Source organism: Paenibacillus amylolyticus (assembly GCF_003719335.1).
GTDB lineage: Bacteria > Bacillota > Bacilli > Paenibacillales > Paenibacillaceae > Paenibacillus > Paenibacillus amylolyticus_D.
This window is the reverse complement of the sequence record NZ_RIAS01000002.1, coordinates 536,261-560,863: the sequence shown is the minus strand read 5'-3', so window position 1 is coordinate 560,863 and position 24,603 is coordinate 536,261. Positions and strand designations below refer to the sequence as shown.

18 protein-coding genes are annotated in these 24,603 nt (G+C 46.6%); 8 read left to right on the top strand and 10 right to left on the bottom strand.

Going from position 1 to position 24,603, the window contains the following annotated elements; all coding sequences use genetic code 11:
* Positions 1 to 76: 76 nt before the first annotated feature.
* From EC604_RS06200 to EC604_RS06175, 6 genes are all read right to left on the bottom strand, one after another.
* Entirely contained in the window at positions 77 to 2,290 is a 2,214-nt protein-coding gene (locus tag EC604_RS06200; RefSeq protein ID WP_123063288.1) for a Tex family protein, read from the bottom strand.
* A gap of 517 nt (positions 2,291 to 2,807) precedes the next feature.
* Positions 2,808 to 4,997: an alpha-galactosidase gene (locus EC604_RS06195; protein WP_123063287.1), complete on the bottom strand. Its 2,190-nt coding sequence runs from the start codon at positions 4,995 to 4,997 to the stop codon at positions 2,808 to 2,810.
* A gap of 236 nt (positions 4,998 to 5,233) precedes the next feature.
* A complete protein-coding gene (locus EC604_RS06190; RefSeq protein WP_024630714.1) occupies positions 5,234 to 5,584 on the bottom strand; it encodes a type II toxin-antitoxin system PemK/MazF family toxin in 351 nt (116 codons plus the stop codon).
* 3 nt (positions 5,585 to 5,587) lie between these two features.
* The gene (locus EC604_RS06185; protein ID WP_024630715.1) at positions 5,588 to 5,869 is read right to left on the bottom strand and encodes a CopG family ribbon-helix-helix protein; all 282 of its coding nucleotides are present in this window, start codon (positions 5,867 to 5,869) and stop codon (positions 5,588 to 5,590) included.
* 259 nt (positions 5,870 to 6,128) lie between these two features.
* Positions 6,129 to 7,316 (bottom strand): alanine racemase, encoded by a 1,188-nt coding sequence (gene alr / locus EC604_RS06180; RefSeq protein WP_123063286.1) that lies wholly within the window; start codon positions 7,314 to 7,316, stop codon positions 6,129 to 6,131.
* A 380-nt stretch (positions 7,317 to 7,696) separates the two neighbouring features.
* Positions 7,697 to 8,920, bottom strand: coding sequence for a DUF4367 domain-containing protein (locus EC604_RS06175; protein WP_123063285.1), 1,224 nt, complete (start codon positions 8,918 to 8,920; stop codon positions 7,697 to 7,699).
* 303 nt (positions 8,921 to 9,223) lie between these two features.
* Here EC604_RS06175 and EC604_RS06170 point away from each other — a divergent pair, with 303 nt between their 5' ends.
* The 3 genes from EC604_RS06170 (at position 9,224) to EC604_RS06160 (ending at position 13,459) form a co-directional block, all read left to right on the top strand.
* Positions 9,224 to 10,744, top strand: a complete 1,521-nt coding sequence (locus tag EC604_RS06170; RefSeq protein ID WP_123063284.1) for a serine hydrolase — start codon at positions 9,224 to 9,226, stop codon at positions 10,742 to 10,744.
* Between the two features lie 83 nt (positions 10,745 to 10,827).
* Positions 10,828 to 11,175 (top strand): DUF3169 family protein, encoded by a 348-nt coding sequence (locus EC604_RS06165; protein ID WP_161556869.1) that lies wholly within the window; start codon positions 10,828 to 10,830, stop codon positions 11,173 to 11,175.
* Between the two features lie 49 nt (positions 11,176 to 11,224).
* Positions 11,225 to 13,459, top strand: a complete 2,235-nt coding sequence (locus EC604_RS06160; protein WP_123063282.1) for a serine hydrolase — start codon at positions 11,225 to 11,227, stop codon at positions 13,457 to 13,459.
* Between the two features lie 71 nt (positions 13,460 to 13,530).
* On the opposite strand, the gene EC604_RS06155 is transcribed toward EC604_RS06160, so the two are convergent.
* Both EC604_RS06155 and EC604_RS06150 read right to left on the bottom strand, forming a co-directional pair.
* The gene (locus EC604_RS06155) at positions 13,531 to 14,586 is read right to left on the bottom strand and encodes a hypothetical protein (protein WP_123063281.1); all 1,056 of its coding nucleotides are present in this window, start codon (positions 14,584 to 14,586) and stop codon (positions 13,531 to 13,533) included.
* Complete coding sequence (locus EC604_RS06150; RefSeq protein ID WP_123063280.1) at positions 14,586 to 16,421, bottom strand: HSP90 family protein; 1,836 nt, start codon at positions 16,419 to 16,421, stop codon at positions 14,586 to 14,588. The genes EC604_RS06155 and EC604_RS06150 overlap by 1 nt, the downstream gene beginning before the upstream one ends.
* 365 nt (positions 16,422 to 16,786) lie before the next feature.
* Between EC604_RS06150 and EC604_RS06145 the strand changes: the two genes are divergently transcribed.
* From EC604_RS06145 to EC604_RS06135, 3 genes are read left to right on the top strand one after another with little or no spacing between them, the layout of a single operon-like run.
* Complete coding sequence (locus tag EC604_RS06145) at positions 16,787 to 17,689, top strand: ABC transporter ATP-binding protein (protein WP_123063279.1); 903 nt, start codon at positions 16,787 to 16,789, stop codon at positions 17,687 to 17,689.
* Positions 17,682 to 18,515, top strand: coding sequence for an ABC transporter permease subunit (locus EC604_RS06140; protein ID WP_161556868.1), 834 nt, complete (start codon positions 17,682 to 17,684; stop codon positions 18,513 to 18,515). The genes EC604_RS06145 and EC604_RS06140 overlap by 8 nt, the downstream gene beginning before the upstream one ends.
* Entirely contained in the window at positions 18,516 to 19,391 is an 876-nt protein-coding gene (locus EC604_RS06135; protein WP_240036679.1) for a MurR/RpiR family transcriptional regulator, read from the top strand.
* Positions 19,392 to 19,393: 2 nt separating this feature from the next.
* Here EC604_RS06135 and EC604_RS06130 read toward each other — a convergent pair whose 3' ends face one another.
* The gene (locus tag EC604_RS06130) at positions 19,394 to 20,389 is read right to left on the bottom strand and encodes a Gfo/Idh/MocA family protein (protein ID WP_192895068.1); all 996 of its coding nucleotides are present in this window, start codon (positions 20,387 to 20,389) and stop codon (positions 19,394 to 19,396) included.
* A 279-nt stretch (positions 20,390 to 20,668) separates the two neighbouring features.
* On the opposite strand from EC604_RS06130, the gene EC604_RS06125 reads away from it, so the two are divergent.
* Positions 20,669 to 21,955 (top strand): DUF5050 domain-containing protein, encoded by a 1,287-nt coding sequence (locus EC604_RS06125; protein WP_123063276.1) that lies wholly within the window; start codon positions 20,669 to 20,671, stop codon positions 21,953 to 21,955.
* A 249-nt stretch (positions 21,956 to 22,204) separates the two neighbouring features.
* Complete coding sequence (locus EC604_RS06120) at positions 22,205 to 23,599, top strand: helix-turn-helix domain-containing protein (protein WP_161556867.1); 1,395 nt, start codon at positions 22,205 to 22,207, stop codon at positions 23,597 to 23,599.
* Between the two features lie 46 nt (positions 23,600 to 23,645).
* Here the strand turns inward: EC604_RS06120 and EC604_RS06115 are convergent, their stop codons facing one another.
* The gene (locus tag EC604_RS06115) at positions 23,646 to 24,233 is read right to left on the bottom strand and encodes a GbsR/MarR family transcriptional regulator (RefSeq protein WP_123063274.1); all 588 of its coding nucleotides are present in this window, start codon (positions 24,231 to 24,233) and stop codon (positions 23,646 to 23,648) included.
* Positions 24,234 to 24,603: the final 370 nt, after the last annotated feature.

The following is a 24,603-nucleotide window of genomic DNA, read 5'->3' as shown; positions in this document are numbered from 1 at the left end:
CGTTTACACGCATATACTTTTGCGGACGTATGCTGACTTTGACATCACATCATGATGCCAGAACGATAATTCATAATTAATTTGCAGATGCAGGTTTTTTCATCGTCAGGCCAACACGACCTTTTTTCGTATCCACATTCATCACCCAGACGGTCACATTATCCCCAACGGAAACAACATCCATCGGATGTTTAACGTACCCGTTACTCAGTTGAGAGATATGGACAAGCCCATCACTCTTGATGCCGATGTCAACGAAGGCACCAAAGTCAATGACGTTGCGAACGGTACCTTGCAATTCCATACCTTCCACCAGATCTTCAATCTTGAGTACATCGGTGCGGAAAATCGGCAGCGGCATCTCTTCACGAGGGTCACGACCCGGGCGCTGTAAACTGTCCAAAATGTCACGCAGTGTAGGCACCCCGACATTCAGTTTAACGGCCAACTGTTCTGTCTGCTGTTCGGATAGAAGGACAGACAGTTCTTTGCTTCCGAGTTTGTCCAACTCGACCTGAAGCTCTTTGAAGAGCAGATCAACTACCTTATACGATTCAGGGTGGATTGGCGTACGATCCAGTGGATTTTCCCCTTCCGAGATACGCATAAAGCCTACGCATTGTTCATACGTTTTAGCACCTAAACGTGGCACTTTTTGCAACTGGCGACGGCTCGTGAAACGACCGTTCTCTTCGCGATATTTAACGATGTTTTTGGCAATGGTTGCATTAACACCGGCAACATATGACAACAAGGAAGGTGAAGCCGTATTAACATCCACGCCAACATGGTTAACTGCAGATTCTACGACAGCCTTCAAGCTCTCTTCCAGAACCTTCTGGGATACATCATGCTGGTATTGGCCGACACCAATCGCTTTTGGATCAATTTTAACGAGTTCAGCCAGCGGGTCTTGCACCCGGCGAGCAATAGAAGCAGCGCTGCGCTCGGCAACATCCAGATCCGGGAACTCCTCCTGAGCAAGCTTGGATGCAGAGTACACACTTGCACCAGCCTCGTTCACAATCAGGTAAACCAGGCTCTCGTCACCATTCTCCTGAATGATCTCGGCTACAAACTGCTCTGTTTCGCGCGAACCTGTCCCGTTACCAATAACGATCAGTCCGATATCATACTGCTTGATCATCCGGTGGAACACTTCCGCTGCTTCACGCTTCTTGTTATGAGGAGGTGTCGGGTAAGTTACAGCTACTTCGAGCAACTTCCCTGTATCGTCGACAACCGCCAGTTTACAGCCTGTCCGGTAGGCCGGATCGACACCCAATACGCGTTTTCCATGAATCGGAGGCTGTAAAAGCAGGTTACGAAGATTCGCGGAGAATACCGAAATCGCCTGATTTTCTCCTTTTTCCGTCAACTCGGCACGCACTTCGCGTTCAATGGACGGAGCAATCAACCGTTTGTACGCATCTTCAATAACGGCACGCAAAATATCTTGCACCACAGAAGCACCACGAATGATTTGGCTTTCCATATGGCGATGAGCCGGTTCGGCTTGCACGTCCAGTCCAACCTTGAGAATGCCTTCACGTTCTCCGCGGTTAATCGCAAGAATGCGGTGCGGCGGCATCTTTTTGGCTAATTCGCGATAACTGTAATAATTCTCGTATACGGACTCTTGCTCCGTATCCTTGGCTTCTGAAGTCAGCATGCCGTGATCCAGTGTATATCTGCGAATCCAGGCACGAATAGCTGCATCATCGGCAATATTTTCAGCGAGAATATCCTTAGCCCCTTGAAGAGCTGACTCTGCATCCTCTACCCCGAGTTCTGCATTGATATAACGCGCAGACTCCTGAAGTGCATCTCCTTGTTTCGGCTGTTCCCAGATCCATACGGCGAGCGGCTCCAGGCCTTTTTCCTTGGCTACACTAGCACGCGTCTTCCGTTTCTGACGATAAGGACGGTACAGATCCTCTACTTCCTGCAGCTTGACAGCTTGCGTAATGGATTTCTGCAACTCTTTGGTCAGCTTGCCCTGTTCCTCTATAATACGGATAACTTCCAGTTTACGGTCTTCCAGATTGCGCAAATACACCAGACGTTCTTCAATCTGCCGCAGCTGGTTCTCATCCAGTTCTCCAGTCATTTCTTTACGGTAGCGGGCGATAAATGGAATCGTATTGCCTTCGTCCAGAAGCTCCGATGTGGTGCGAATCTGCTTCAAGGACAGTGACAGTTCCTTGGCTACCTGTTTGATGATTCGTTCTTGGCGTTCCGCCTTTAATGTTTCTTCATTGGGTTCCAGAACCGTTTCCTGTTCAGACAAATAAATCCCTCTTTCCTTCCTGAATCGTTCATAATACTCATTTCAGGGCAGCTGTGCTGCATAATAACAGTATGGTCGATCATCCGAAGTTGATCTCAAACTTCTCAAGCTTTAAATAACACTCTACTCTATATTATCACAAAATCACGTTGAGATTTCTATCATTCCTATGGCACGTCTGTCACTTGCGTTATTGCACTCCTAAACATCCTTCCCCGTTGGACGAAAAAAAAGACCGGGAACGTCACCATGACATCCTCGGGTCTTCTTTAGAAATAACCAATTCATCTAAATCAGTTGAAAGTTTCTTTTACACGTTAACGGAGAGAACAGAAAAAACCTGGAATAGCAAAGCGCTCGCCTAAAAGCTTTCTGAAGGAAAGCTACATCGGAAGCATATGCTTATCACCGGATTTTTCACTTTAGAAAAGGGAATCAAAAAAATCTGGGGATAACAGCGAATGGAAGGTTATTCTGTCATCGGAGTGGACTGTGTAAAATCTCTAGTTCAACTGATTTAGACCCGCTCAAACCGGAACATTTCGCTCAGGTAGTCTCCAGACTCACTACCTACAGCAATACCCCCATACATCAAGGCGTCGCCTGTAAACGTCTCTGAGCCGCCTTTCAGGCGATAATCCGCATTTGGATCAAGCCCTTTCAGCTTCAGGCGTTGAAGCGGTGCATTCGGTTCAGAGAGTACACGGAAGTAGAATACAATCACTTCACTGCCATCTGGTGCAATGAACATCCATGCCGTTTCATTGCCTTCAAACGGACTGAGCAGGCGACGGAAAGTACCGTATTGTACTGTACTGCGGATTTCCTTGTATAGTTCAACCTGTGCTTTTACAATTGCATTCTCTTCGTCTGTAAACTTCGTCAGATCCAGCTCATATCCGAAGTTGCCCGACATCGCAACATGACCGCGAATCTCCAGAGAAGTGATGCGATTAACCTGATGATTTGGCACAGCCGAAATGTGTGAACCCATGGAACTTACAGGATATACAAGGCTTGTACCATATTGAATCCGCAAACGGGAGATCGCATCCGTGTTATCGCTGGTCCATGCTTGTGGCATGTAATACAGCATTCCCGGGTCAAAACGTCCGCCTCCGCCAGAGCAGCTTTCAAACAGAATATGCGGGAAGGAGGTAACAATACGCTCCATTACTTCGTACAGTCCCAGCATATAACGGTGCGCCGTTTCGCGCTGTCTGTCCGCCGGAAGCAATGCAGAGCCGACCTCTGTCATGTTCCGATTCATGTCCCACTTCACATAAGTGATCGGTGCAGAGCTTAGAACATCGGACAACATCCGAACGATCTCGTCACGCACATCCTGACGGGAGAAGTCCAGCACAAGTTGTTGTCTCCCTTCGGTACGGCGGCGATCCGGCACATGCAGACACCAGTCCGGATGCTTACGATACAGTTCACTGTCCGGGGAGATCATCTCTGGCTCGAACCACAGTCCAAACTGCATGTCCAGACCTGTGACACGGTTAGCCAAGTCATCCAGTCCCTGCGGAAGCTTGTTTTTGTCCACAATCCAGTCGCCCAACGATGAATTATCACTGTCCCGATGACCAAACCAGCCGTCATCAAGCACAAACAACTCAATGCCCAGCTTCTGCCCTGCACGTGCGATCTGCTCAATCTTATCGGCATTAAAGCCAAAATACGTTGCTTCCCAGTTGTTCACCAGCACAGGACGCTCAGCATTACGGAATTGTCCACGTGCCAGACGTTCCCGGTATAACTCATGGTAGGATTGAGACATGCCATCCAGACCCGCAGCTGAGTAGACCATAACGGTCTCAGGTGTCTGGAACGACTCCTGCGGTTCAAGCTTCCAGCTGAACTCAAACGGATTGATACCAACAGATACACGAGTGGTATAGAACTGATCCACTTCTGCCTGTGCAGTAAAGCTGCCGCTATATACTAAACTGAATCCATACACTTCGCCTTGATCTTCATCCGTTCCCGGTGTCATCAGGGCAATGAACGGATTTTGCTGGTGACTGCTGGAGCCACGGCGGCTCTCGATCCCTTGCAATCCGGAAGCGAGCGGACGACGAACAATATCCCGTTCACGAGTCCATGCACCCGACAGCTGCAGCAATTCATAATCTGCATGTGGCAGGTCTACAGAAGAGCTGAGTGCGCGCAGTACATTCACTACGTTAGCGCTCTCATTCACGATACGCATCGAGCGTGTAATGGCGTTAAAGGCAGTGAACGCGGTATACGTTAACTCAATTTTTACGCCTGACACCTGATCTTGCATTTCAATAATGAGCGTATCCGCTTCATCCTCAGATTCAACATACGTTGCCGGGAGTCCCGTTAACGCCTCTTTTCCCTTGACCAAACGATGGCCAGTATACATAAACTCGGATACCGTTGAGCCGTTCTCCAGCTCCAGTTGGATGGCCGGGTTGCGGAAATCACTCGTTCCGTAGACCGGCAGTTCCACTGGCAGGGTGTCAAACGAAATCGTACGATCCTCCGGCACCGGATTTGGACTAAAGGATGCTCTTTCCGTCCGAACATGAAGCCAGCTCAGGTCGGTATCACGCAGTTTTTTGCCATAATACAAATGCACCAAATATCCCGAAGGCAATACCTGAAATACGTAGCTCGCCTCGCGGGTCTGTAAATGAAACTGAAGTTTCTCCTGATTGATGTAAATGCTCATATGTCTCCTCCATCTATCTATATAGGTCTTTCGGGTAAACGGTTTCTCAGGTTCCATTATAACGAAAAGATCAGCATTGTTCTACGCTTTCACCAAGTCTTAGCCAAAAGAGCGCACAACACCCATATAGGTATCGTACGCTCTTAAGGTAACATTCTGAAATTGTGTGTTCCCTTCCAGGAACATCCGTTGTCAACGGACAGGCACATCAACGAATAAACTACCGTTCTGTAGCCTTAAAAATCGATTAAGCCCAGGCTGATCTGCAAGGCCTCGTTGACCAGTTTCATGGTCTCCTCGTCCAAATGCGTAATCTTGTCGGTCAGCCTCTGCTTATCAATCGTCCGAATCTGTTCGAGCAAAATTACCGAGTCCCGGTCAAAGCCATGCGCCGCCGCATCAATCTCGACGTGCGTCGGCAGCTTTGCCTTCTGAATCTGGGCGGTAATAGCCGCCACGATACAAGTTGGACTGAACCGGTTGCCGATATCGTTCTGGATGACCAGAACCGGCCTGACGCCACCTTGCTCAGAACCGACAACGGGAGAAAGATCCGCAAAAAAAACGTCACCACGTTTTACGATCACTGTCTACACCCCGCTAACTAAGCGGTCCAGAGTGCTGTCCGCATCTTCCTCCGCGTGAAAGGCTTCGGATGCCATGGTCAGGTTAATCTTCGCCATCTCCATGTACCCACGCTGCATTGATTCACGGATGTAACGTTTCTTCCGCTCCGTCAAGTACAGCTTCATTGCTTGCCTAATCAATTCGCTGCGGTTGGAATTCTCCAGCGCTACGATGCCATCCACTTCCTGCAAAAGATAATCAGGCAAACTGATCATAATCCGCTTGGTGTTCTGCAAGTTGGCCACCTTTCTTCCACCCCCACAAACCTTTCGCCATTGTGAACCAGTATTACGCTTTTCCAGAACTTTTATACAAAGGAATATATATGCCCCGCGTATATCAAGTATGCTGTACTCCATTATAAACACGGGAATCATTATTCGTACAGACTAAACATCACATTTCAGGATTTAATTCCTGACATCGTACATATTTCGAGATGCTGCGACAGTATTCCTTCTGTTCTGAAAAAAACTTTGCTGGGAATCGTGTCCAATTTGCGAATTACGTTGTCAAAAGGGGATTGATTCTGGCGACTACCTCTCCCCCCCGGGTATAGACCCGAGGAATGCGATGTGCCATCATGCAGATCACTTCATAGTGAATCGTACCGAGCTGGTCTGCCACCTCACCAGCAGTAATTACACCGCCGGACTGGTGACCGATGAGAACAACCTCTTCGCCGGCTTGAATTGCTTCCGCTTCTTCTGCGAAAGATTGTAGCGACACCATACACTGATCCATGCAGATCGTACCGACGACAGGAACGCGGCGGCCACGTACAAGCACTTGTGCTTTTCCTGTCAGCATTCTTGAAAATCCGTCTGCATAGCCGATAGGCAAGGTCGCTATTCGTTCATTTTCCTGTGTAAAATAACGGGTTCCATAACTGACTCCCCAATGGGACGGCAGTGTTTTGACCAGAACCGCTTTTGTCTTCAGTGTCATTACCGGGAGCAGCTTCACTACCTGGTGATTCACCTCTACCGAAGGATACAATCCATACAGACTTATGCCCACACGTACCATATCATAGGATAATTCAGGTGTATCAATGGCAGCGGCACTGTTCGCCGTATGTATAATCGGGATGACACATCCCTGATTCCGAAGCGTCTCTGTAACGCTCTGAAACCGTCGATACTGTTCCAGGGTATAGGTCTTGTCTTTTTCATCTGCTTTGGCATAGTGAGTAAACATGCCTTCCAGCATTACCTGATTAAGTGAGGACACCTCTTGTATAAAGTCAATGGCCTCTTTGCCAGGTAACAGACCCAATCTGCCCATGCCACTGTCGATTTTGATGTGAACTTTCAACTGATTTGCAAATGTGCCTGGATTCACCTGTTTAATAGCCTCCAGCACTTCTCTGCTAAACAATGTAATCGTCACATCATGTTGCCACGCTACAGCGACTCCTTCAGGCGGCGTATACCCCAATACCAGAATCGGGCTTGTAATGCCGTGCAGACGCAGTTCAAGAGCTTCGTCGAGAAACGCTACACTTAAGTAATCCACGCCCACTCGTTCCAATTCTCTGGCTGTCTCTACTGCTCCATGCCCGTAAGCGTTAGCCTTTACGCAAGCGAGAAATCTCGTACCCTGAGGCAACACCTCACGAAAAGCGGTTACGTTGCCTCGCAGATGGTCCAGATTAATCTCCGCCTGGGTCGGCCTATATTGTCCTTGCACGTTAAGTCACCTTCTCTAATCTTCTTAATCCGGCTCACGTCAGACTCCATCGTAATGCTCCAGCATGTCACTGTCAAATATGCAGAAATTTCGCTTCTCACATCATATGCTGTAGGAGCCTGCAGAGAACCATAATCAAGTGCAGAAGACGGCCGATAAGCACAGTTATTCCAGTCCGGTTGGGTCTTCAACATACAGCTGTATATAACTTGCTTACATCAGCTTATTACCCGGTTCTCTCCGCATAGAAGCGTATTTTGTATTTTTAGACTGAACTCGGCATGTTCTTCTGCACTGTAAAAATAGATAAAGCACCGGAGAATTGAATTCTCCGATGCTCTATAGCATTCCTTGGGATAGAACAGCTATGCGTTCTCGTTTTATTTACCTGACTCTTCCTGCATGGAGGTCGCTATACGTACCATTTCATTCTCAGGCAGATCCGCGCTTGTAATCCGGTATTCCACGCCATCAGAAGTCCAGGTCAGCGTCTGCAAGGCATCTCCGCTAATCATACCTGCTGTAAACCCAAGATCAACCAGACGGGAAGGGGCAAGGGATACAGCACGATCCTGAGGTCTTGCTTCAAATATGGTGTAATTATAGGTGCCCTCATACCGCAGCAGTACGGAATAATCACCGGATTCCTCCAGAATCTGATCATCCTTCAGCTTGACACCTTCCGGAGCATATGTCGGTTGAATGACACCAAAGCTGTCTGCTTCTTGCGGTTCAGCCGCGGTAGGTTCTTCGGTGCCCTGTCCACTTGCTGCCCCTTCTGAACCTTCTGCTCCTTGTGTTCCTTGTTGATTTGTGCCCTCACTTACACCGGTCTGCCCATCAACAGCTCCCTCGGTTCCCTCGGAGCCTGGCGCAGCCTGAGGATTGGCAGGTTGCTGTGCTCCTGCATCATCCGTTTTCTCCGCTGGAGCCGCACCAGCATCAGTGCCTGTCTTATTTCCTTCTTCGGTTGCAGCCGTCATGTTCCGCTGCATGTCAAAGGCATCTTTTCCAAATTCAGCTCCGAATTTGAAACTGTCAAACTTCACGTCCACCACCACATTGGCGTTGGAGTCGGATACCTCCACTTGTTTTGGCGCGTAATCACTCTTGTTCAGCCAGATTTTCTGTCTTACAAGAGCATGTGTATTGTAGTTGGCAGCAACATCAAATACATAACTTTCCTTTTCATCTGCAAACTGACGGGTTGTATCCCCTGTAATGCTTCGGATCAACGTTTCATACAAGTAAACCTGACCCTGGTTATCTGGCCAGTCACTTTGGAAGCGGAAGCTTTTATTCTGACTCGGCGTGAGTACAAACACACCTTCATCATTACGAAGAACGATTTGCGTAACATCCTTCTTGGCATTGGTTAACGCAATGCGGTAATACGAAGGCTTCTGATGCCATACCTCGACCTTGTACTGCTGCGGTGTTTCTCCGGTATGCAACGTCATAACGCCTGCTCCCTGATAACTTTCCATCTCTCCAACGACTTCGTTCAGATCTTTGACCACAGCTGCCGCATCCTTCTTCCCGCAGGCGGCAAGTAAGGCCGATAAGACCAATACCATGGCAAGCATCCATGATATTCGGCGCATGACATCATCCCCTTTAGCACATGTTTTCACTTCAGGATTGTGCGTACAGCAGAACCCCTACTTGATTAGTACATGTTATGAGGGACTTGTTCGATATATGCGGACTAGTTTGACAAGCATAGCATGAAACTGTTTTAGAAAAGTAAATCAGTCTCGAGTAGGATGCCAATACCATCCATATAAGGGATACTAAAATCCAATGCACCTATCATTAATCAGCTTTTTACATTCATCCATCTAGATCATCTCATTAACCGATAACGATTATCTCTGGAATATCAAAGCGTTTTGGAGGGGACTTACATGACAAATTCAAATTCAACTTCAACTTCAACGATTACTGCAACTGCATCGCTTCAGTCCAAACTACAGGGATTGGATGAATTCATCACCAGCCAACTTGAACAATGGAACGGCGTAGGTACAGCAGTCGCAATTGTTCATAAGGATCAGGTCGTCTGGAATAAAGGATACGGCTATCGCGATTTGGAGGCAGGACTTGAGGTCACACCAGACACGTTATTCGCCATCGGCTCTAGTACCAAATCGTTCACAGCAGCAGCGGCGGCACAACTTGTGGATGAGGGACTACTGGATTGGGACGTTCCAGTCAAAACCTATTTGCCAGAATTCAAAATGTGTGATTCCGTTGCGACGGAACGCCTCACCATCCGGGACATGCTATGTCATCGCTCAGGTCTGCCCAGACATGAAATGGTCTGGTACAACTCTCCACGTTCTAGGGAAGAACTCGTCTTTAACTTACGTCATCTGGAACCAAATCAAGACTTCCGTAACAAATGGCAGTATCAGAATATCGTTTATATGGCTGCTGGTTATCTGATTGGTCATCTCAAAGGAACATCTTGGGAGCAAGTTGTTCAAGAAACATTGTTTAACCCGCTCGAGATGAATGCTAGTCTCTTTTCCGTGGAGAAAATGCAGCAACAATCCAATTACGCCTTCCCTTACACAAATCAAGGGGAGCAAAAGGTGAGAATTCCTTTCCGCTCTGTTAATGCCATTGGCCCTTCAGGGTCAATCAACAGTAACCTCACGGATATGACAGCCTGGCTTCAATTTCAGGTACAGCAAGGAATATGGAAAGGCAAAACTCTCGTTTCCAAAGAGCAGATGACCGAGATGCACAGTCCACAGATGGCTTGTGAGTCGCCATTCCTTAGCAAAGAGTTGCCTATAAGTGCATACGGCCTCGGCTGGATTATTGAGCCTTACCGCGGACATTCGATGATTCATCACGGCGGAGCTATCGATGGTTTTGCCTCACAGGTTGCCCTCTTGCCGGATGAAGAGATTGGAATCGTCGTTTTGAGTAATACCAACGGAAGTGTCATTCCCTATACGGTTGCCTTTTATATCATGGATCGTCTACTTGGATTGGAGCCCACTGACTGGACTTCTACTTTTTTGGGACTCATGGGACAAGGAGAACATGCGGAAGTTGAGGAACACGTTGATCAACAGCAACAAAAAGATCAACATGAGGAATCACCATCTGTTCAGCATCTTGATCGACCGGTCTCTGTATATACGGGAGTCTACAACCACCCAGGCTATGGGGATTTGCTTGTACATGAGACCGATGACGGTTTACAGACGAGACTGAACGACATTGATATGCCACTGCAGTATGTCGGAAAGGATTGTTTCTCCGTCTCATTGGCCCATTTTGGTTGGAATCTGGATTGTACATTCAAGGTAAACGAGGAGCAGGTTGCTTCATCGGTCTCCGTCCCTTTCGTATTAGAACCGAATGCTAATCCGATTGTATTCACCAGACTTCCTGAATCTGAAAAAAAATAAACCAAACACGAAATGACAAGCTGTCCCTACTTCCATCGAGCAGAGACTTACCCAAGTCTACAAATCTGTTTACGCTTGGAAATTTGGTCGCCGCCTGCATCTCTGTAATCATCGTCGTCGTTGTGTTACAGAACGTGACGATCAAACGTTACAATCGCTACTTCCCTGATCGCGCACTGGACTTGAACTCCCGCAACATGCAAAAAAATCACTTCGAAAAGCTGGATGAGGGCGAGAAATGGATCGTGTATCGCGCAGCCTACCGCTCGTTTCAGATGTTGAACCTCCTGCTTGGCGTCGGCATGGCAGCTTTAGTCGTATATTCGATCTTGTTTTCCTTTGCCGCTTTCCCGATCATACTGGTGTCTGTCATCTGGATCATCAACATCGGCGTTTATTTTCGTGAAACTTATCGGGCCCAGAAGCAGTAATACACTGTGAACTACCTACTTTGGTAAAAATGACTAAAGGAGTGATGATGTGCATTTATTCAATCGAAATACCCGGTCCAAATGGAGTGCCTTGACCAGCGCATGTATGGCACTTGTTCTTTCTCTCAGCCTCTGCGCTCCCCAGGTTCAGGCTCAGACCGGGGCAACAGCCCCTGTCTCTGACGGCTCGAAACAGCCTGTAACACTGAATGCCGAATCGGCTAATGCTTTTCTGGATAAGTTCTTCGCATCGCCTGAAACTAAACCACATTACGTCGGTGCATCTGTTGTCGTTGTGAAGGATGGTCAAGTTATTGCAGAAAAAGGTTACGGCCATGCCGATCTGGACAAAAAAACACCTGTCGATCCGAAAAACACCGCTTTTCGTGTCGCCTCTGTCTCCAAAACCTTCACAGCCGCTGCGGTCATGCAGCTTGTGGAGCAAGGCAAGGTCGACCTGAAGGCTGATTTTCAGACCTATGTGAAGGGTTTACACTTCGAGAATCCATTCGATGCGCCAGTAACCGTAGAACATCTATTGACACACACCACCGGGTTTGAGATTCGTGATCCACAGCCGGAAGACATCCACACAGACCAAGGCAAGTACATAACGATGGAGGATTACGCCGAGCAGCATATGCCTCCTGTTGTGCGAAAGCCTGGTAGCGCCTACATGTATGATAACTTCTCGTTTTTGCTACTCGGGTTGATTGTTGAAAATGTCAGCGGCGAGCCGTTTGAGACGTACATGCAAGAGCATATCTTTAAGCCTTTAGGCATGAACAACAGCAGTTTTATGCTAAATGAAAAATTCCAGAAACAGCTTGCCACTGGTTATGATGCAGCACACAAGCCGGTCGATCTGTACTTCATTGATCCAAATCCATTGCCTCAAGGCGGCATGCTGTCTACTGCCGAAGACATCGGTAAGTTCATGATTGCTTTCCTGAATGACGGCAAGAAAGACAACCAGCAGATTTTGCAACCGGAAACGGTAAAAAGTATGGAGCAGTATCGCTCTTCCATTCACCCGCTGCTGCCAGATACCACTTACGGATTCGAAGCACCATTTCAGCTCACTGGGGCAGGGAGTAGTTCCAAAGTAATTACCAAAGCAGGCGACCTGACAGGTTACAGCTCTTATCTATTTTTTATTCCTGAGCAAAACACAGGCGTCTTCTTGACCTATAATCAGAATGGAGCTCTTCGCAGCCTGCTCTACTCGGCCTTTATTCAAAACTTCTTCCCGCAGTACGCTAAACCCGTACAATTCAAGGAATACACACCGCAATCTGCGGAAGAGCTGAAGCGTTTTAACGGATTGTATGCTGACCTTCGTATCAGCACAATCATCAGCAAACTGCAAGCTGACGGCGAAACGTCCAGTTCGTTGAGCATTAGTGATCCGTTCCTGGGCGAACGTAAGCTGATTCAACTAGAAGACAATCTGTTCAAAGATGAATTAACCGGACAGTTTACAGCCTTTAAAACATACGAAGACGGTACAACTTACATGAGAGAACCTTATCTCAATCCATTTGGTTATGCTAAAAAAGGACAAAAAGCTGTAGGTTTCCGAGATGTGCCGAAGAACAGTCCTTATGCTCAAGCGATTCATGGGCTGCAATCCCTCGGATATTTGGAGAATGGCGCTAACCAAGTCTTCCAACCAAAAACGACTGTAACGCGAGCTGAATTTATCGAAGATATCCTGAAGTTGAGCGGGCTCAAACCTAGCAAAACAACTCCGCCTGCTGATACCGACTGGGCCAATCATACCTCAGCCGGGTATATCCAGCTTGGTTATGAGATAGGAATGATCGCAGGTTCCGACGAGAAACAGTTCAAACCGGATCAAGCCATCGTTCGGCAGGAAGCAGCGGTCATGATGTGGAGAACAATGCAACTGCAATATCCGAGCGAACTGTTTAAAGATGTTAAGCTTGCAGGCCAGACAGATGCCTGGGCTGTGCCTGCGGTGCAAATGATGGTGAAGCTGGGTATCTACGGCCCTGAGGTTAAAATGCTGGAGGACGGTTCTGCGGACTTCCTCTCCCGCAAACCGCTCATTCGCCAGGAACAGGCTGCTATCATGTATGCGTTAATAACACAGCCGACCAATCGCATTGTCGCTGAGTTGATGGCCGCACAGCAATCAGAGCAACCACAGCAGCCATCAGCGGAGGAAGCGGCTAAGGAAGTTGAAGCGCCTGAGAGCAAGCCAGAGACTACACCAATGCCAACGACAGAGAGCACTCCTCCAGCAGCATCCGTTCAATAGATATGCCATAAATGCTAACAACAAAAAGGCTTGTTCGATAGGGATTCCCCTTTACGAACAAGCCTTTTAAATTATGCAATTAACGAGGATACATGTGTGTTTCCGTTGCGCTGATCAAACTTGGTTGCTGTAACTTGGGCATACTCTTCAAAATAATCTGCAAGTTTGAGGAGATCTCCCGGGTCTCCCTCATACGGGAAGGAAGCTGGCAGACGCAGGCGATAGCCTTCCGATTCTTTTTCTTCAGACCAGCGCCGCAATAACGGAGCCGCCTTCGCATAATACATCATTTTGGCATACATATCTTCATGATCGGCTGCCAGCACCAGTGTTTCTTCGAGGATATCAATCCCTTTGGCCGGATTCGTAAGCGTGAGATACTCCATCTGCTCTGAAAAACTCTGCACGAAATCATTTTCGCCTTTGATCAAACGATATCCTTTGACCTGATGTTTATCTGCCTCATCCTTCCGTCCCAGACGATACAGCGGCATCAGAACTTCGGACAAGGTCAGATGTGGGATCTCCGCACAGCTCATGCGTCCTTTGAGAATCGGCTTGGCCACTTCCAACACCTTCTCGTCGTCTCCTTTTAACATAAAATAACGCATAATCTCATCCTGCTCACACGCCTCGCAGTCACTCATGAAGTCGCGGTCTAACGCTCTAAACTTGTCATAACTGCGCCCCGCTTCTTCCAGCTCTCCGAAATCCATAAAAATGCGGAAACGGTAGTACCAGTAAGAACGTTCGCTGTACCCATAAGACTTGAAGCGTGCCCCGAAGTCCTCTAACAGCTCCATAATCTTCTCGCGTGAAATTTCAGGGAAATCGGGCATTTTGCCGAGAATCCATTTATAAGACCACAATAACGTTTCTTCATCATACAGCTCTGGTTGCTGATCAAACTTGCCTAGTTGCCAGGAGAAAGCGATCAAAGCTTTCATCGGATATCCACAGAAGGTGGCGACATCCACAATCTCTGAGCGTGCTTCATACGCCTCCTCAACCATACCATTGAGATCGGCCACCCGCGCTGCTTCCTCCAAAAAACCAAGCTTTGCCGAACCATTCGGCAGCTGGTAGGCTTCTTCCATCAAATCTTCAAATTCCATCTCTGTCTTCATCAGACATCTCCCTCTGGATTCATATTTGCGCGTAAACCCCAATCAATAAAACGTACGATTCCCTGGTTCAACACTTCAAGCTCCTGTTTATTCATGGCATAATGCCCCATCATTAGTGCGTTAACATACAGCATTTCTATAGCAATCGGTGTCATCTGATTATCTGGTGAAGTCAACACCCGTTTGATGATGGGATTGTTCACATTCAGATACAACGTCGAGTACCCTGCCGAATTAATGCCTGACGACAACGAACCGAGAACAGAGGAGAACAAGTCTGTACTCTCTTCGCTCGCTTTTTCCAGCGCACGCAGCGTGGATGACTCCTGCGAAAGGGTGAACAACACCGGCAAGTCAGCTGGCTTAAATCCTTTCACTTCTGCGCGGCAACGGAAACGTTGTAACGCCGAATCTGCCAGACGCAGCGCATCATAGTACTGATTACGCTCGGCCGGTGCAACATCCGTGAAAGTCATCGATACTTCATCCGGCTCAATTCGCTCGGTCTCTACATGATTCAGGATGACAGGCAACATCCCCATCAGTTCTTTATCGTAGATGTAACCTGCGTTAACAACCAGCATGGACTGTGCAGAAGCCACATGGTTAATCTGGCGGTATTCATCAATGGTGCTGGTGTAGTACAGCGTCTCTCCTTCATCAATCAGTTCACCCAGTTCCCGGTGTCCTCGCGTTGTATCGAAAGGCAACCAGCGGTGAATCATCGCGTAAAATTCCTGATCCTGAACAGCCAGCGCCTTCATCGAAAGGGCGTGCAGACGAATCAACTTCTGTAGACGTTCAGTCTGCTGTTCAGCCATTTCGGTCAGTCCCAACCGCAAGGCGTCTCCGAGCTCGGAGCGCACTTCTTCCAGCTTTTCATTTTCATAAAAATGCTCTCTTGAAGCTGTCGGCTGTAGTTCATCGGTCCAAATCAGACATTTTACAAAGAACGCCCACTCCGGCAAAATGTTCTCGGCTTTCTCCGAAATCAGCATGCGTTTCAGATAAACCCGGTGAGAACGCTTAGCATTCAGATTCACCGCGTGTGGCAACACATAGGCAATGCCTCCAGTACGCCCCGAAGCTGTTGTCAGGGGGATGAAATCCTGGAACTTCTCCCCCAGCAGACGTTCACCAAAAGCAAGAACTTCCGCGCGGCAGGACCGAGCAAGCTCTGGACGTGTTAACCAGATTGGAGAATCCTGATTAACAACAGACTGCACCCCGTCATGAATCAGCGTAACCGGATAAGGCAGGAGCGCACCATAATAAAATAATGCTTCTTTCACATACTCCGCTTCAAAGTAGTGTGCCGCTTCCGGCGTACAACGCAGATATACTTTCGTTCCGGGAGACAATTGCGTGTCCAGCTGCCTAATCGTATATGTACCGTCCGGCTTGCCGCGCCATTCCATTGAAGGGCCGCCCTTCACCGATTGAGTCAGCATGACGATCTCATGACTGACCATGAAACAGCTCAGCAGACCAATACCAAAACGTCCAATAAACGATGTCTCGCCATCCAGCAATGCCTGTTGTCCCCGCTTCGAGGATTGTCCAATCATCGCTAGAAACTCATGGATGTCCGCTTCGGTCAAACCAACTCCGTTATCCTCCACCATCATCGTCAATTGATCTCCGGTTCCTGTTAGCTCAATACGGGCTTCTCCCTGGTATCCCGGCTCCACTTCCTTGCGTGCCGTGATCGCATCTGTTGCATTCTGCATAAGTTCACGCAGAAAAACTTTTGGGCTGCTGTATAAATGGTTGGATAAAATTTGGATCATTCCGCTCAGGTTCACCTGAAAACGATATTCGTTCGGTGTACTCATGAATCAATCACTTCACCTTTCCTTTGGGTCCAACACAACACTCAGGGGGCTTTAATATCTTCACACTGAATAAATGGATGTGTTAGACGAACTCATTATGTATATATCGGCCTATACTCTATTACTCCATTATCTATGTCAATGAAACAGCAATGAAACGGCCTTCATATCCTTCTTTTCAAGGATACCTTGTACAGCCTCCCAAAAAAACAAACCTTAGACCCGATTTAGTGGAATTCGCCGGGGAATTATGCACTAGGATTTCAGGACTATTGAAGCAATAATATATTTCTTAAGTCTTAGTTGAACGATCTGATACCACTGGACGTATAATCATCAAATTAGAAAATGGACGGTGAGTATACATGATTGAGGTACGGGATATAAATAAACATTTTGGTGAGCAGCAAGCGCTGCAGAGAGTCAGCTTTACGATTAAACAAGGCAGTATAACCGGGCTTATTGGCCCAAACGGCTCAGGTAAAACAACCCTCATTCGGATCATGAACGGAGTTCTGGGCGCAAACAGCGGGCAGGTTACCATCCAAGGCATGGATACTTCGCAACAAACAGAAAAGGTGCTGGCGATCTGCGGTACACTGACTGAACAAAGCGGTTTGTACGAAAATATGAGCGGGCGGGATAATCTGCTATTTTTTGCGGATGCCTTTGGGCTACAACGTGCAACTGAACGTATTGATGAGTTGGTACACCTCCTTGAGATTCAGGATTACCAGCATCGTAAAGTCGGTACCTACAGCACAGGGATGAAAAAACGTTTGGGTCTCGCACGGGTGCTATTGCACCGTCCTTCTATTCTATTTCTCGATGAGCCAACCAATGGGCTTGATCCTGATGGAATCCAGATGGTGCTTCGCATCATTCGTCAGTTAAATACGGAGCTGAGCTTGACCATTCTCATCTCCTCACACGTGCTTACTCAGCTTTCCGCCGTGTGCGATCATTATATTTTTATGGAAAAGGGTCGTGTTGTTGAGAAAGGGACTGAACAGGAGATCATTCAACGATATCAATCCGCACCGCGGCTAGAGGTCGAAGCAGATATGCCAAACGGGTGGAAAACCGGAATATATTCGCCTGAGACGGTTACAGCGCACACAGCAACCTACCAACTCTCGTCTCGTGAGCATATTCCGTTGCTGCTTAGACAGCTGACCGAGCATGGTCAGGTTTATCAGGCACGTATTGAAGGCAATGATCTGGAAAGCATCTATTTTGCGATAAGGGAGGCGAATGCACATGAATAATCGTCAAGCGATACGTGCACTCATTCTTAAAGACATCCGTTCTGTCACATCCAGCGTGCAGCTGTGGCTGCCCATGCTGATTGTACCGCTAATCATCGGAATCCTTGTTCCGTCTGCTATGTTGTGGGCTGCATCCCGCGTGAATCTACACTCGATAAGTAACTTAAATGTGGTATTGGACACATTAGACAAGCTCATTCAGAGTGGACAGTTGCCCTCCCTTGCTACCATGACCACAGACAATCAACGTATTGTTTATTTTCTTGGCTTGTATATGTTCGCCCCCTTGTTTCTCATCATTCCAGTAATGGCTTCCAGCATCCTGACTGCCAACAGTTTCGCTGGCGAGAAGGAACGCAAGACACTGGAAGGATTGCTGTTTACACCAATGAGCATGAGCACACTGTTCAAAGGTAAAGTACTGGCTGCTCTCATTCCGTCACTGTTGTTGTCCTGGGTGACCTTCATCATCTATGGGGTTATTGCCAATATCCTGATGTATCCGATCTTCGGCACATTGATGTTTCCGAACTGGAACTGGATCATTCTGATCCTTTGGGTGGTCCCTACATGCAGTTTAGCCGTCATTCTGCTGAATGTGCTCATCTCGGCTAAAGTGCGAGGATTTCAGGAAGCCTACCAGCTTGGCGGACTTGTTGTCCTGCCTCTGGTCGCCCTGATTGCTGGTCAGGCTACCGGTATGTTAATGATTGGGCCATGGATGCTGCTAGGCACTGGTGCAGTGTTGCTGCTCACGAGCGTTGTTTTACTTCGCCTCGTAACCATGTGGAACCGCCGTCAGCAACTTGCGGAGAGTCAGATTTGATTGAGAAATAAACAAACGCGGGTTATGATGTGGAGACGTGTACTTGGGGATAATTATAGAGAGGAATGGAACAACAGCATGGAATACAACCTACTTCAAAAATTAAAATATGCTTCGCCATTAACGGCACAGGAGAAACATATTGTAGACTTTATTCTGAACGACCCCGAAGTTGTATTCCATTCTACAGCCCATGAACTGGCTCAGCAGACTTATACAAGCGCGTCCACCATCGTTCGCCTATGCAAAAAGCTGGGTACCAAAGGGTACCCAGACTTTCAGTTAAAGCTTGCGCTAGAATATCAACAACAACCGTCTCCCTCATTACGGACGCCGGATCATGCATTTACAGAACAAGGCAATGTACTGGCTGCGATCGACTCGGTTCCATACCTGTATCACCAGGCGCTGGATGAGACACGCCGTATGTTAAACGCTCCTGTTTTGATGCGTGTCGCCAATTGGGTTAGACAGTCCGCACGTATTGACATCTACGGCAGTGATTTGAATTATTATTTGGCACAGCAAGCTTGTGCCAAATGGAATGAACTTGGCATTGCGGCGGTTGCGCACAATGGTCCCAATATGCATTATTTGAACACGATGAATTCCAGCCAATTCATACTGTCTTTTGTCATTTCCCATACGGGAGAAAACTCATCCATGATTGAAGTCGCCAAAGTATTGAACCATAAGCAACGGAACGTCATCGCGGTGACCGGAAACAATCATGCCGGATTGTCCAGACATTGTGATGAAACGTTGCTAACCTACAGTTATAATGAACAATTGAGGCTGTCCAAAATGTCTTCCATGATCTCGGTACTCTATCTGTTTGATATGCTGTATATGGCGAGCATCAGCGACAACTATTGAGATTAAACATGTATACATTTATCCGCTGCAAACGCAATCCCCGCATGCTTGCGAGCCTCCGCAAGTACGTTCATTACAGAACGGCTGTGTTCGAGCAGTTCATAACACCGCTTATAATCTTTAGCCAGATAAATGTCTCTGAACGCTTCCCACTCATAGTACAGCCAATTGGCTTTGTTCTGCGCATTATACTCCTCAGGTGGCTCTTTCCCGATCTGAAGCTTGATCTCCCGGCAACCGTTCGCTCCTTCCGCAACCTGAAGGTAACCTTTTTCTCCTTGAATGAGCACATTGTTCATGCCATTCGTATCTTTAGCGCCTACACATGCTGCAATGAACTCTGGATACTTGAGGACCACAACTCCCGATGTATCAATCCCGTTCGCATGCTGGTTCGCCGTATATGACACGGTATTCGGACTGCCAAACAAACTCATAACCAGATGCAGATTGTAAATGTTGATATCCATCAACGCTCCACCAGAGAATTGGGGATTAAACACGTTCGGTGTCTGTCCGGCGAGAAGATCATTGTATTTACGCGAGTATTGACTGTAATTACACTGAATGAGCTTGATTGGACCAAGTCTCGGTAATTGCTCTTTTATGACTTTAATATTGGGCAAATGAATGTTGGAGATGGCCTCAAACAAAAACAGGTTCTTTTCTTGCGCAAGCGTGATCAGCGTTTCTGCTTCCTTGAGGGTGGACGTGAACGGTTTTTCACATACGACATGTTTACCCTGTTGAAGTGCCTGATAGGCCTGTTCGAAGTGCATGCTATTTGGTGAAGCAATATAAATGAGGTCTACTTTGGGGTCTGAAAATAAAGATTCCAAGTCTGTATATATTGTACTTATCCCATATTTATCTGCAAGTTCTTGCGCTGTCTCTCTCTTCCTGGAGTACATCGCAGTGACGATCACATCTTCCAGTTCATTAATCGCGGATAAAATGGCATCCACAATGGAACCTGTACCAATCGTTGCTATATTCATCATATGGTTTCGCTCCTGTCGTTGGTGATTCTGTCACATAAATATTATCACGACCAGGTCAGGTGGAGAATGCTTCGGGCCTAGAATGGCAGCATCATGCGTAATTCGGTTTCAAGTTTGTACATGTATGAAATTCAATTTCATTCCCCACTCTTTCTCATTTTCTTTCCTGTCCCATTCCATTCTTACCCCCATTCTGGATCTAACATAAATTCCATAGTTTACCGATATAACATAAGAAATGAACGACATCTATAGATCCAAAGGGAGGATGAACGAATGAAAACAGGGTATACATACATACAACGCACCATCGGTACATTGCTGTTATTTACACTCATTACAGCAGCTACGCTAGCAGGAGGAACCACTGCCCAAGCAGCTTCGCTAAGCCAATCGACAGTCTATTATGACTCCGATGGCGTTCTTTACAAAGTTTCCGGAGACGGAAGCAATCCAACCGAGGTATTAATTGATTTTGAAGGCGTAGATTTGACTGAGGCGGGATCGTATCTTTACTACACCCAGTCTCCAACTTCCACAACGCTGCTTCGGGTACCGAATGACGGTTCCAGCGATGCCGCCGAAACATTTGCTTCCGATGTGATCAATTATTATGCGGATAACGGATTTATCTATTACCTGGATTCCAAGGGGAGTATTTATCGCGCCGATGGCGACCAAGGTAGTTCATCAGCAACCAAAATCGCGGACAACGTTAATACGGATTATCCACTTCTAATCGTGACCAAAGGGCGTGTCTACTATAATGCCTTGGTTGGCGGGACTACGTGGGTGGCTTCCAAAGCATCAAACGGTACTGGAAATGTACAGAACTTGGCCCAAGGTGCTGTGGAGAGTCGTTATTTTGTGAACTTTGCCAAAAACGAATTACAACTCATGGTTAACACCAATCCGGACGAGCAATTTTACTCTACGGAAGCTATTGTGATGTACAAGGCCAACTACAACACAGGTAAAGGTAAGGCCGTGAATGCAAAAGCCAAGCTTGATGTGAACGCCGTTTATTCCGGTGGCTGGAGCAACAATCTCTATGTCTACAATAGCGGCATTAAGCTGGACAGCAATAAGGATTACAACTATACCCTGGGCAAAGCTTATGCATTAACAACATCCGGTAAAACATTTCAGCTTCACTCCAAAAGTGTGCGAGAAGTCAGTGCAGTTGGAGCAGACAAGGTAGTAATCATTGATGCGGATCAAAAAGCGTATGCCAAAACGGTTACTGCGAGCAAGGTGAGCAAAACGTCTAATCTCAACTTGAGTAACGTAACTTACGTTACGAATCAACTGATGAATGATAAACCGGAGGTTGCCTACATTTCCGGCAAAAATGGTCTTTATTCGGTCAATACATCACTAAAAGTAAGCAAAATAGCCGCTGACGAATGGGAAACATTCCACTTGCGAGATGATGTTCCAGGAATCTTCTACATCCACGCGAAAGATGAATTCCGTTTATATCATGCAGCGGCCAATGGAACAGGACAACAAGCACTTAGTGATATTTTCCTGGACAATATTCTTTTGATTACACTGAATTAAGTTTGTTCCAGATTCGTCCGATTTCAGGTTGTATTACAGATGAGATGGCTCTACAGCTTTGGTGCTGGGTGCCATTTTTTTGTGCTTACACTTGACGATACATTTCCATTTTCTTTTCGTGTTCTCTAGATACGTTTTGCATTTCTCGTTTCACGTTTTCTAATTTGTCCAAATTAATTTTCAAAAACACCTTCCATTTGAGAATGATAATTGTTATCATTAAGAAAATAAGACAAAAGGATGGTCCGTATGAATGAATCGTTTCCCGTACTAACTGAAACCTCTTCTTTGCCGCTGCTCTCTTCAATGTGCCGAGTACGTCGCGGGAAAAACTTCCGTATACAAGGCATCACGGTAAGCCGGCCCATACTTTGTCTTATTTTAAAAGGCGAAGGTATTCTGGTTCTGGACGACATCGTATATGAAGCACAAGCTGGTGAAATATTTCTAATCAAACCCGGCTTGACCATCGATGCAGTGGCTCACTCAGAAATGACTGAATTCCTCATGTTAAGTATGGAACAAGTCAATATGCAGCGAGTACGAGGCAAATGGAAAATGACCGCTTCTTCCTCTCTTCCATTTGAATGGCAGGAGGGAAAAATTCGCATCCGCCATGAACAGCAGGTAACAGAACGAATGACCAAGTTGTACGATTCCTATCGAGGCGAGCAGACAGATCACTTTGTCAGCATACATAGTCAGTTACATGAACTGTTGCAATTCCTGTCAGAGCATCGACTGGAAGAGAACCTTGAAAAGGTAGATCCAGCACTGGAACGAAGCATTTCTTATATGCGTCGTTTTATGAGTGAAGGCATTAGCATGGATCATCTGGCTAAAATTGCCGGTCTGACCCCAAGCTCATATTCCCGCAGCTTCAAAAAAGCAAAAGGCATGTCACCTACTGATTATCTAAATCAGCTCCGAATTGAAGAAGCCAAAAAACAACTGATAAAGGAAAACTGTGTTCTCAAAGAAGTTGCAGCATCCGTTGGATATGGCAATGAATATTATTTTAGTCGTAAATTCAAGCAGATGACTGGCATTGCGCCAAGTATATATATGAAGAAACATCGTTTACGTGTAGCCACAGTATCAAGCGCTGGCTTTGATGAGCACCTGTACTCGTTAGGACTTAAGCCGGTAGAATCATTTAATGTCGGAGATAATCAGAATAAGAAAGCAGCTGAGCAAGAACGTAACCTTACAAACCACCTTGAACAACTTCGCAAGGCTAAACCGGATCTGATTATTGGCGACGGTTCCTGCCAACCTTATTATGATCAAATGAAAGGGATTGCCCCTGTGGTTATTGTTGAAGTGACCGATGATTGGGAAGAAACTCATATCCGATTGGCAGAACTTACCGGGCGTGAGAAGCAAGCAAAACTGTATTTGAAGGAACTTGCACTTCATCGTTTAGTAGAAGTCGCTCCTTCCACTACACTTACATCTAGTCGCGACCGGAAACATGTCACTTGGACAGACCAAATGAATACACGGCTTATTCACTCACAAGATAAAGACTCCGCATTGCAAATTCCTGCACAGCGCATACATCGAAAAAACCTATTGAAGCCCGTTGTCATGCACCCCTCTACAGCATTGGCACACGAAAACTTGAGTGTTATCGGACGATAAAATGAAAAGGGACCCTTCCTGACGGAATGGGTCCTTTGTTTCGCTCTTATGACTGTTCTTTCATTTCTTCTTTAATCTCTTCTTTTGGAACAAGCTTATAGATTTCTTCATCTTCCATCGCATCGATAAGCCTGTCGAGCCATCGGTAGTATGCTTCCGCTTGCAATACTTTACGTTTGTCCTCGTGTAGTACTCGCAGAAGATCGGCATCCGTCTGTTCATCAAGCTGGTCAATCAACCGATTCATCTCGTCAACGGATTTGCGAAGAATCTGAAGGTTACTCTCCACCGCTTTTCTCCATTTAATTGCGAAAAAATCCGTAAACGTCTGATGCCAGTCATACTCCACTTCATATAGATCTTTTCTGGAGCCTTTGCTCCACACCTTATTTACCATTTTGAGATCCAGCAGCGTTCGTACTCCGGTGCTCATGCTTGTTTTGCTCATTTCCATTTCCCGGCCCATATCATCGAGGGTCATCGGTTTTTCTGCGAAAAATAGCAATCCATATAAATGTCCCGTGGACAACGTTACGCCGTATAGATCCATATTTCGTCCAATGGCTTCGATAACGCGTTTACGGATCTTCAGCACCGCTGTCTGCTGATCCTCTTGCAAATGGTCCAAGCTCATGCTTGCAACCTCCATTCTGACATTCCAGTCTTGGCAAAAAATCGACATGTTCAAGCTCTGCTTACATGGGAAAGCATGCAACTGGATATTCTATAAGCTAGAAAACACCTCACACCCAATGGTTTATATTGGGAACTTTACCATGCTTCAATTTGCCTACGATGATCATTTAACCAAAAAAATAAGCTTTAATTCAACTCATTTTCTATTGTAGGAAAAGCAATAATAAATGTAAAGATGTCTCATTAGCCAGAAAAAGGAGATAAACAGAGCATATGGCAGGAAAACTTTGTACAGTTTTTACTGTATAAACATTATGTACTGTTTATTCGGTTGCTATACTGGTTAACTACTGTTAGAATACAAACCG

Coding starts and splice junctions, on each gene's coding strand:
- EC604_RS06195 (WP_123063287.1), bottom strand. CDS start 4,997: ATGAGCATTTACATCAATCAGGAGAAACTTCAGTTTCATTTACAGACC.
- EC604_RS06175 (WP_123063285.1), bottom strand. CDS start 8,920: ATGCGCCGAATATCATGGATGCTTGCCATGGTATTGGTCTTATCGGCC.
- EC604_RS06170 (WP_123063284.1), top strand. CDS start 9,224: ATGACAAATTCAAATTCAACTTCAACTTCAACGATTACTGCAACTGCA.
- EC604_RS06155 (WP_123063281.1), bottom strand. CDS start 14,586: ATGAAGACAGAGATGGAATTTGAAGATTTGATGGAAGAAGCCTACCAG.
- EC604_RS06150 (WP_123063280.1), bottom strand. CDS start 16,421: ATGAGTACACCGAACGAATATCGTTTTCAGGTGAACCTGAGCGGAATG.
- EC604_RS06145 (WP_123063279.1), top strand. CDS start 16,787: ATGATTGAGGTACGGGATATAAATAAACATTTTGGTGAGCAGCAAGCG.
- EC604_RS06140 (WP_161556868.1), top strand. CDS start 17,682: ATGAATAATCGTCAAGCGATACGTGCACTCATTCTTAAAGACATCCGT.
- EC604_RS06130 (WP_192895068.1), bottom strand. CDS start 20,389: ATGAATATAGCAACGATTGGTACAGGTTCCATTGTGGATGCCATTTTA.
- EC604_RS06125 (WP_123063276.1), top strand. CDS start 20,669: ATGAAAACAGGGTATACATACATACAACGCACCATCGGTACATTGCTG.
- EC604_RS06120 (WP_161556867.1), top strand. CDS start 22,205: ATGAATGAATCGTTTCCCGTACTAACTGAAACCTCTTCTTTGCCGCTG.
- EC604_RS06115 (WP_123063274.1), bottom strand. CDS start 24,233: ATGAGCTTGGACCATTTGCAAGAGGATCAGCAGACAGCGGTGCTGAAG.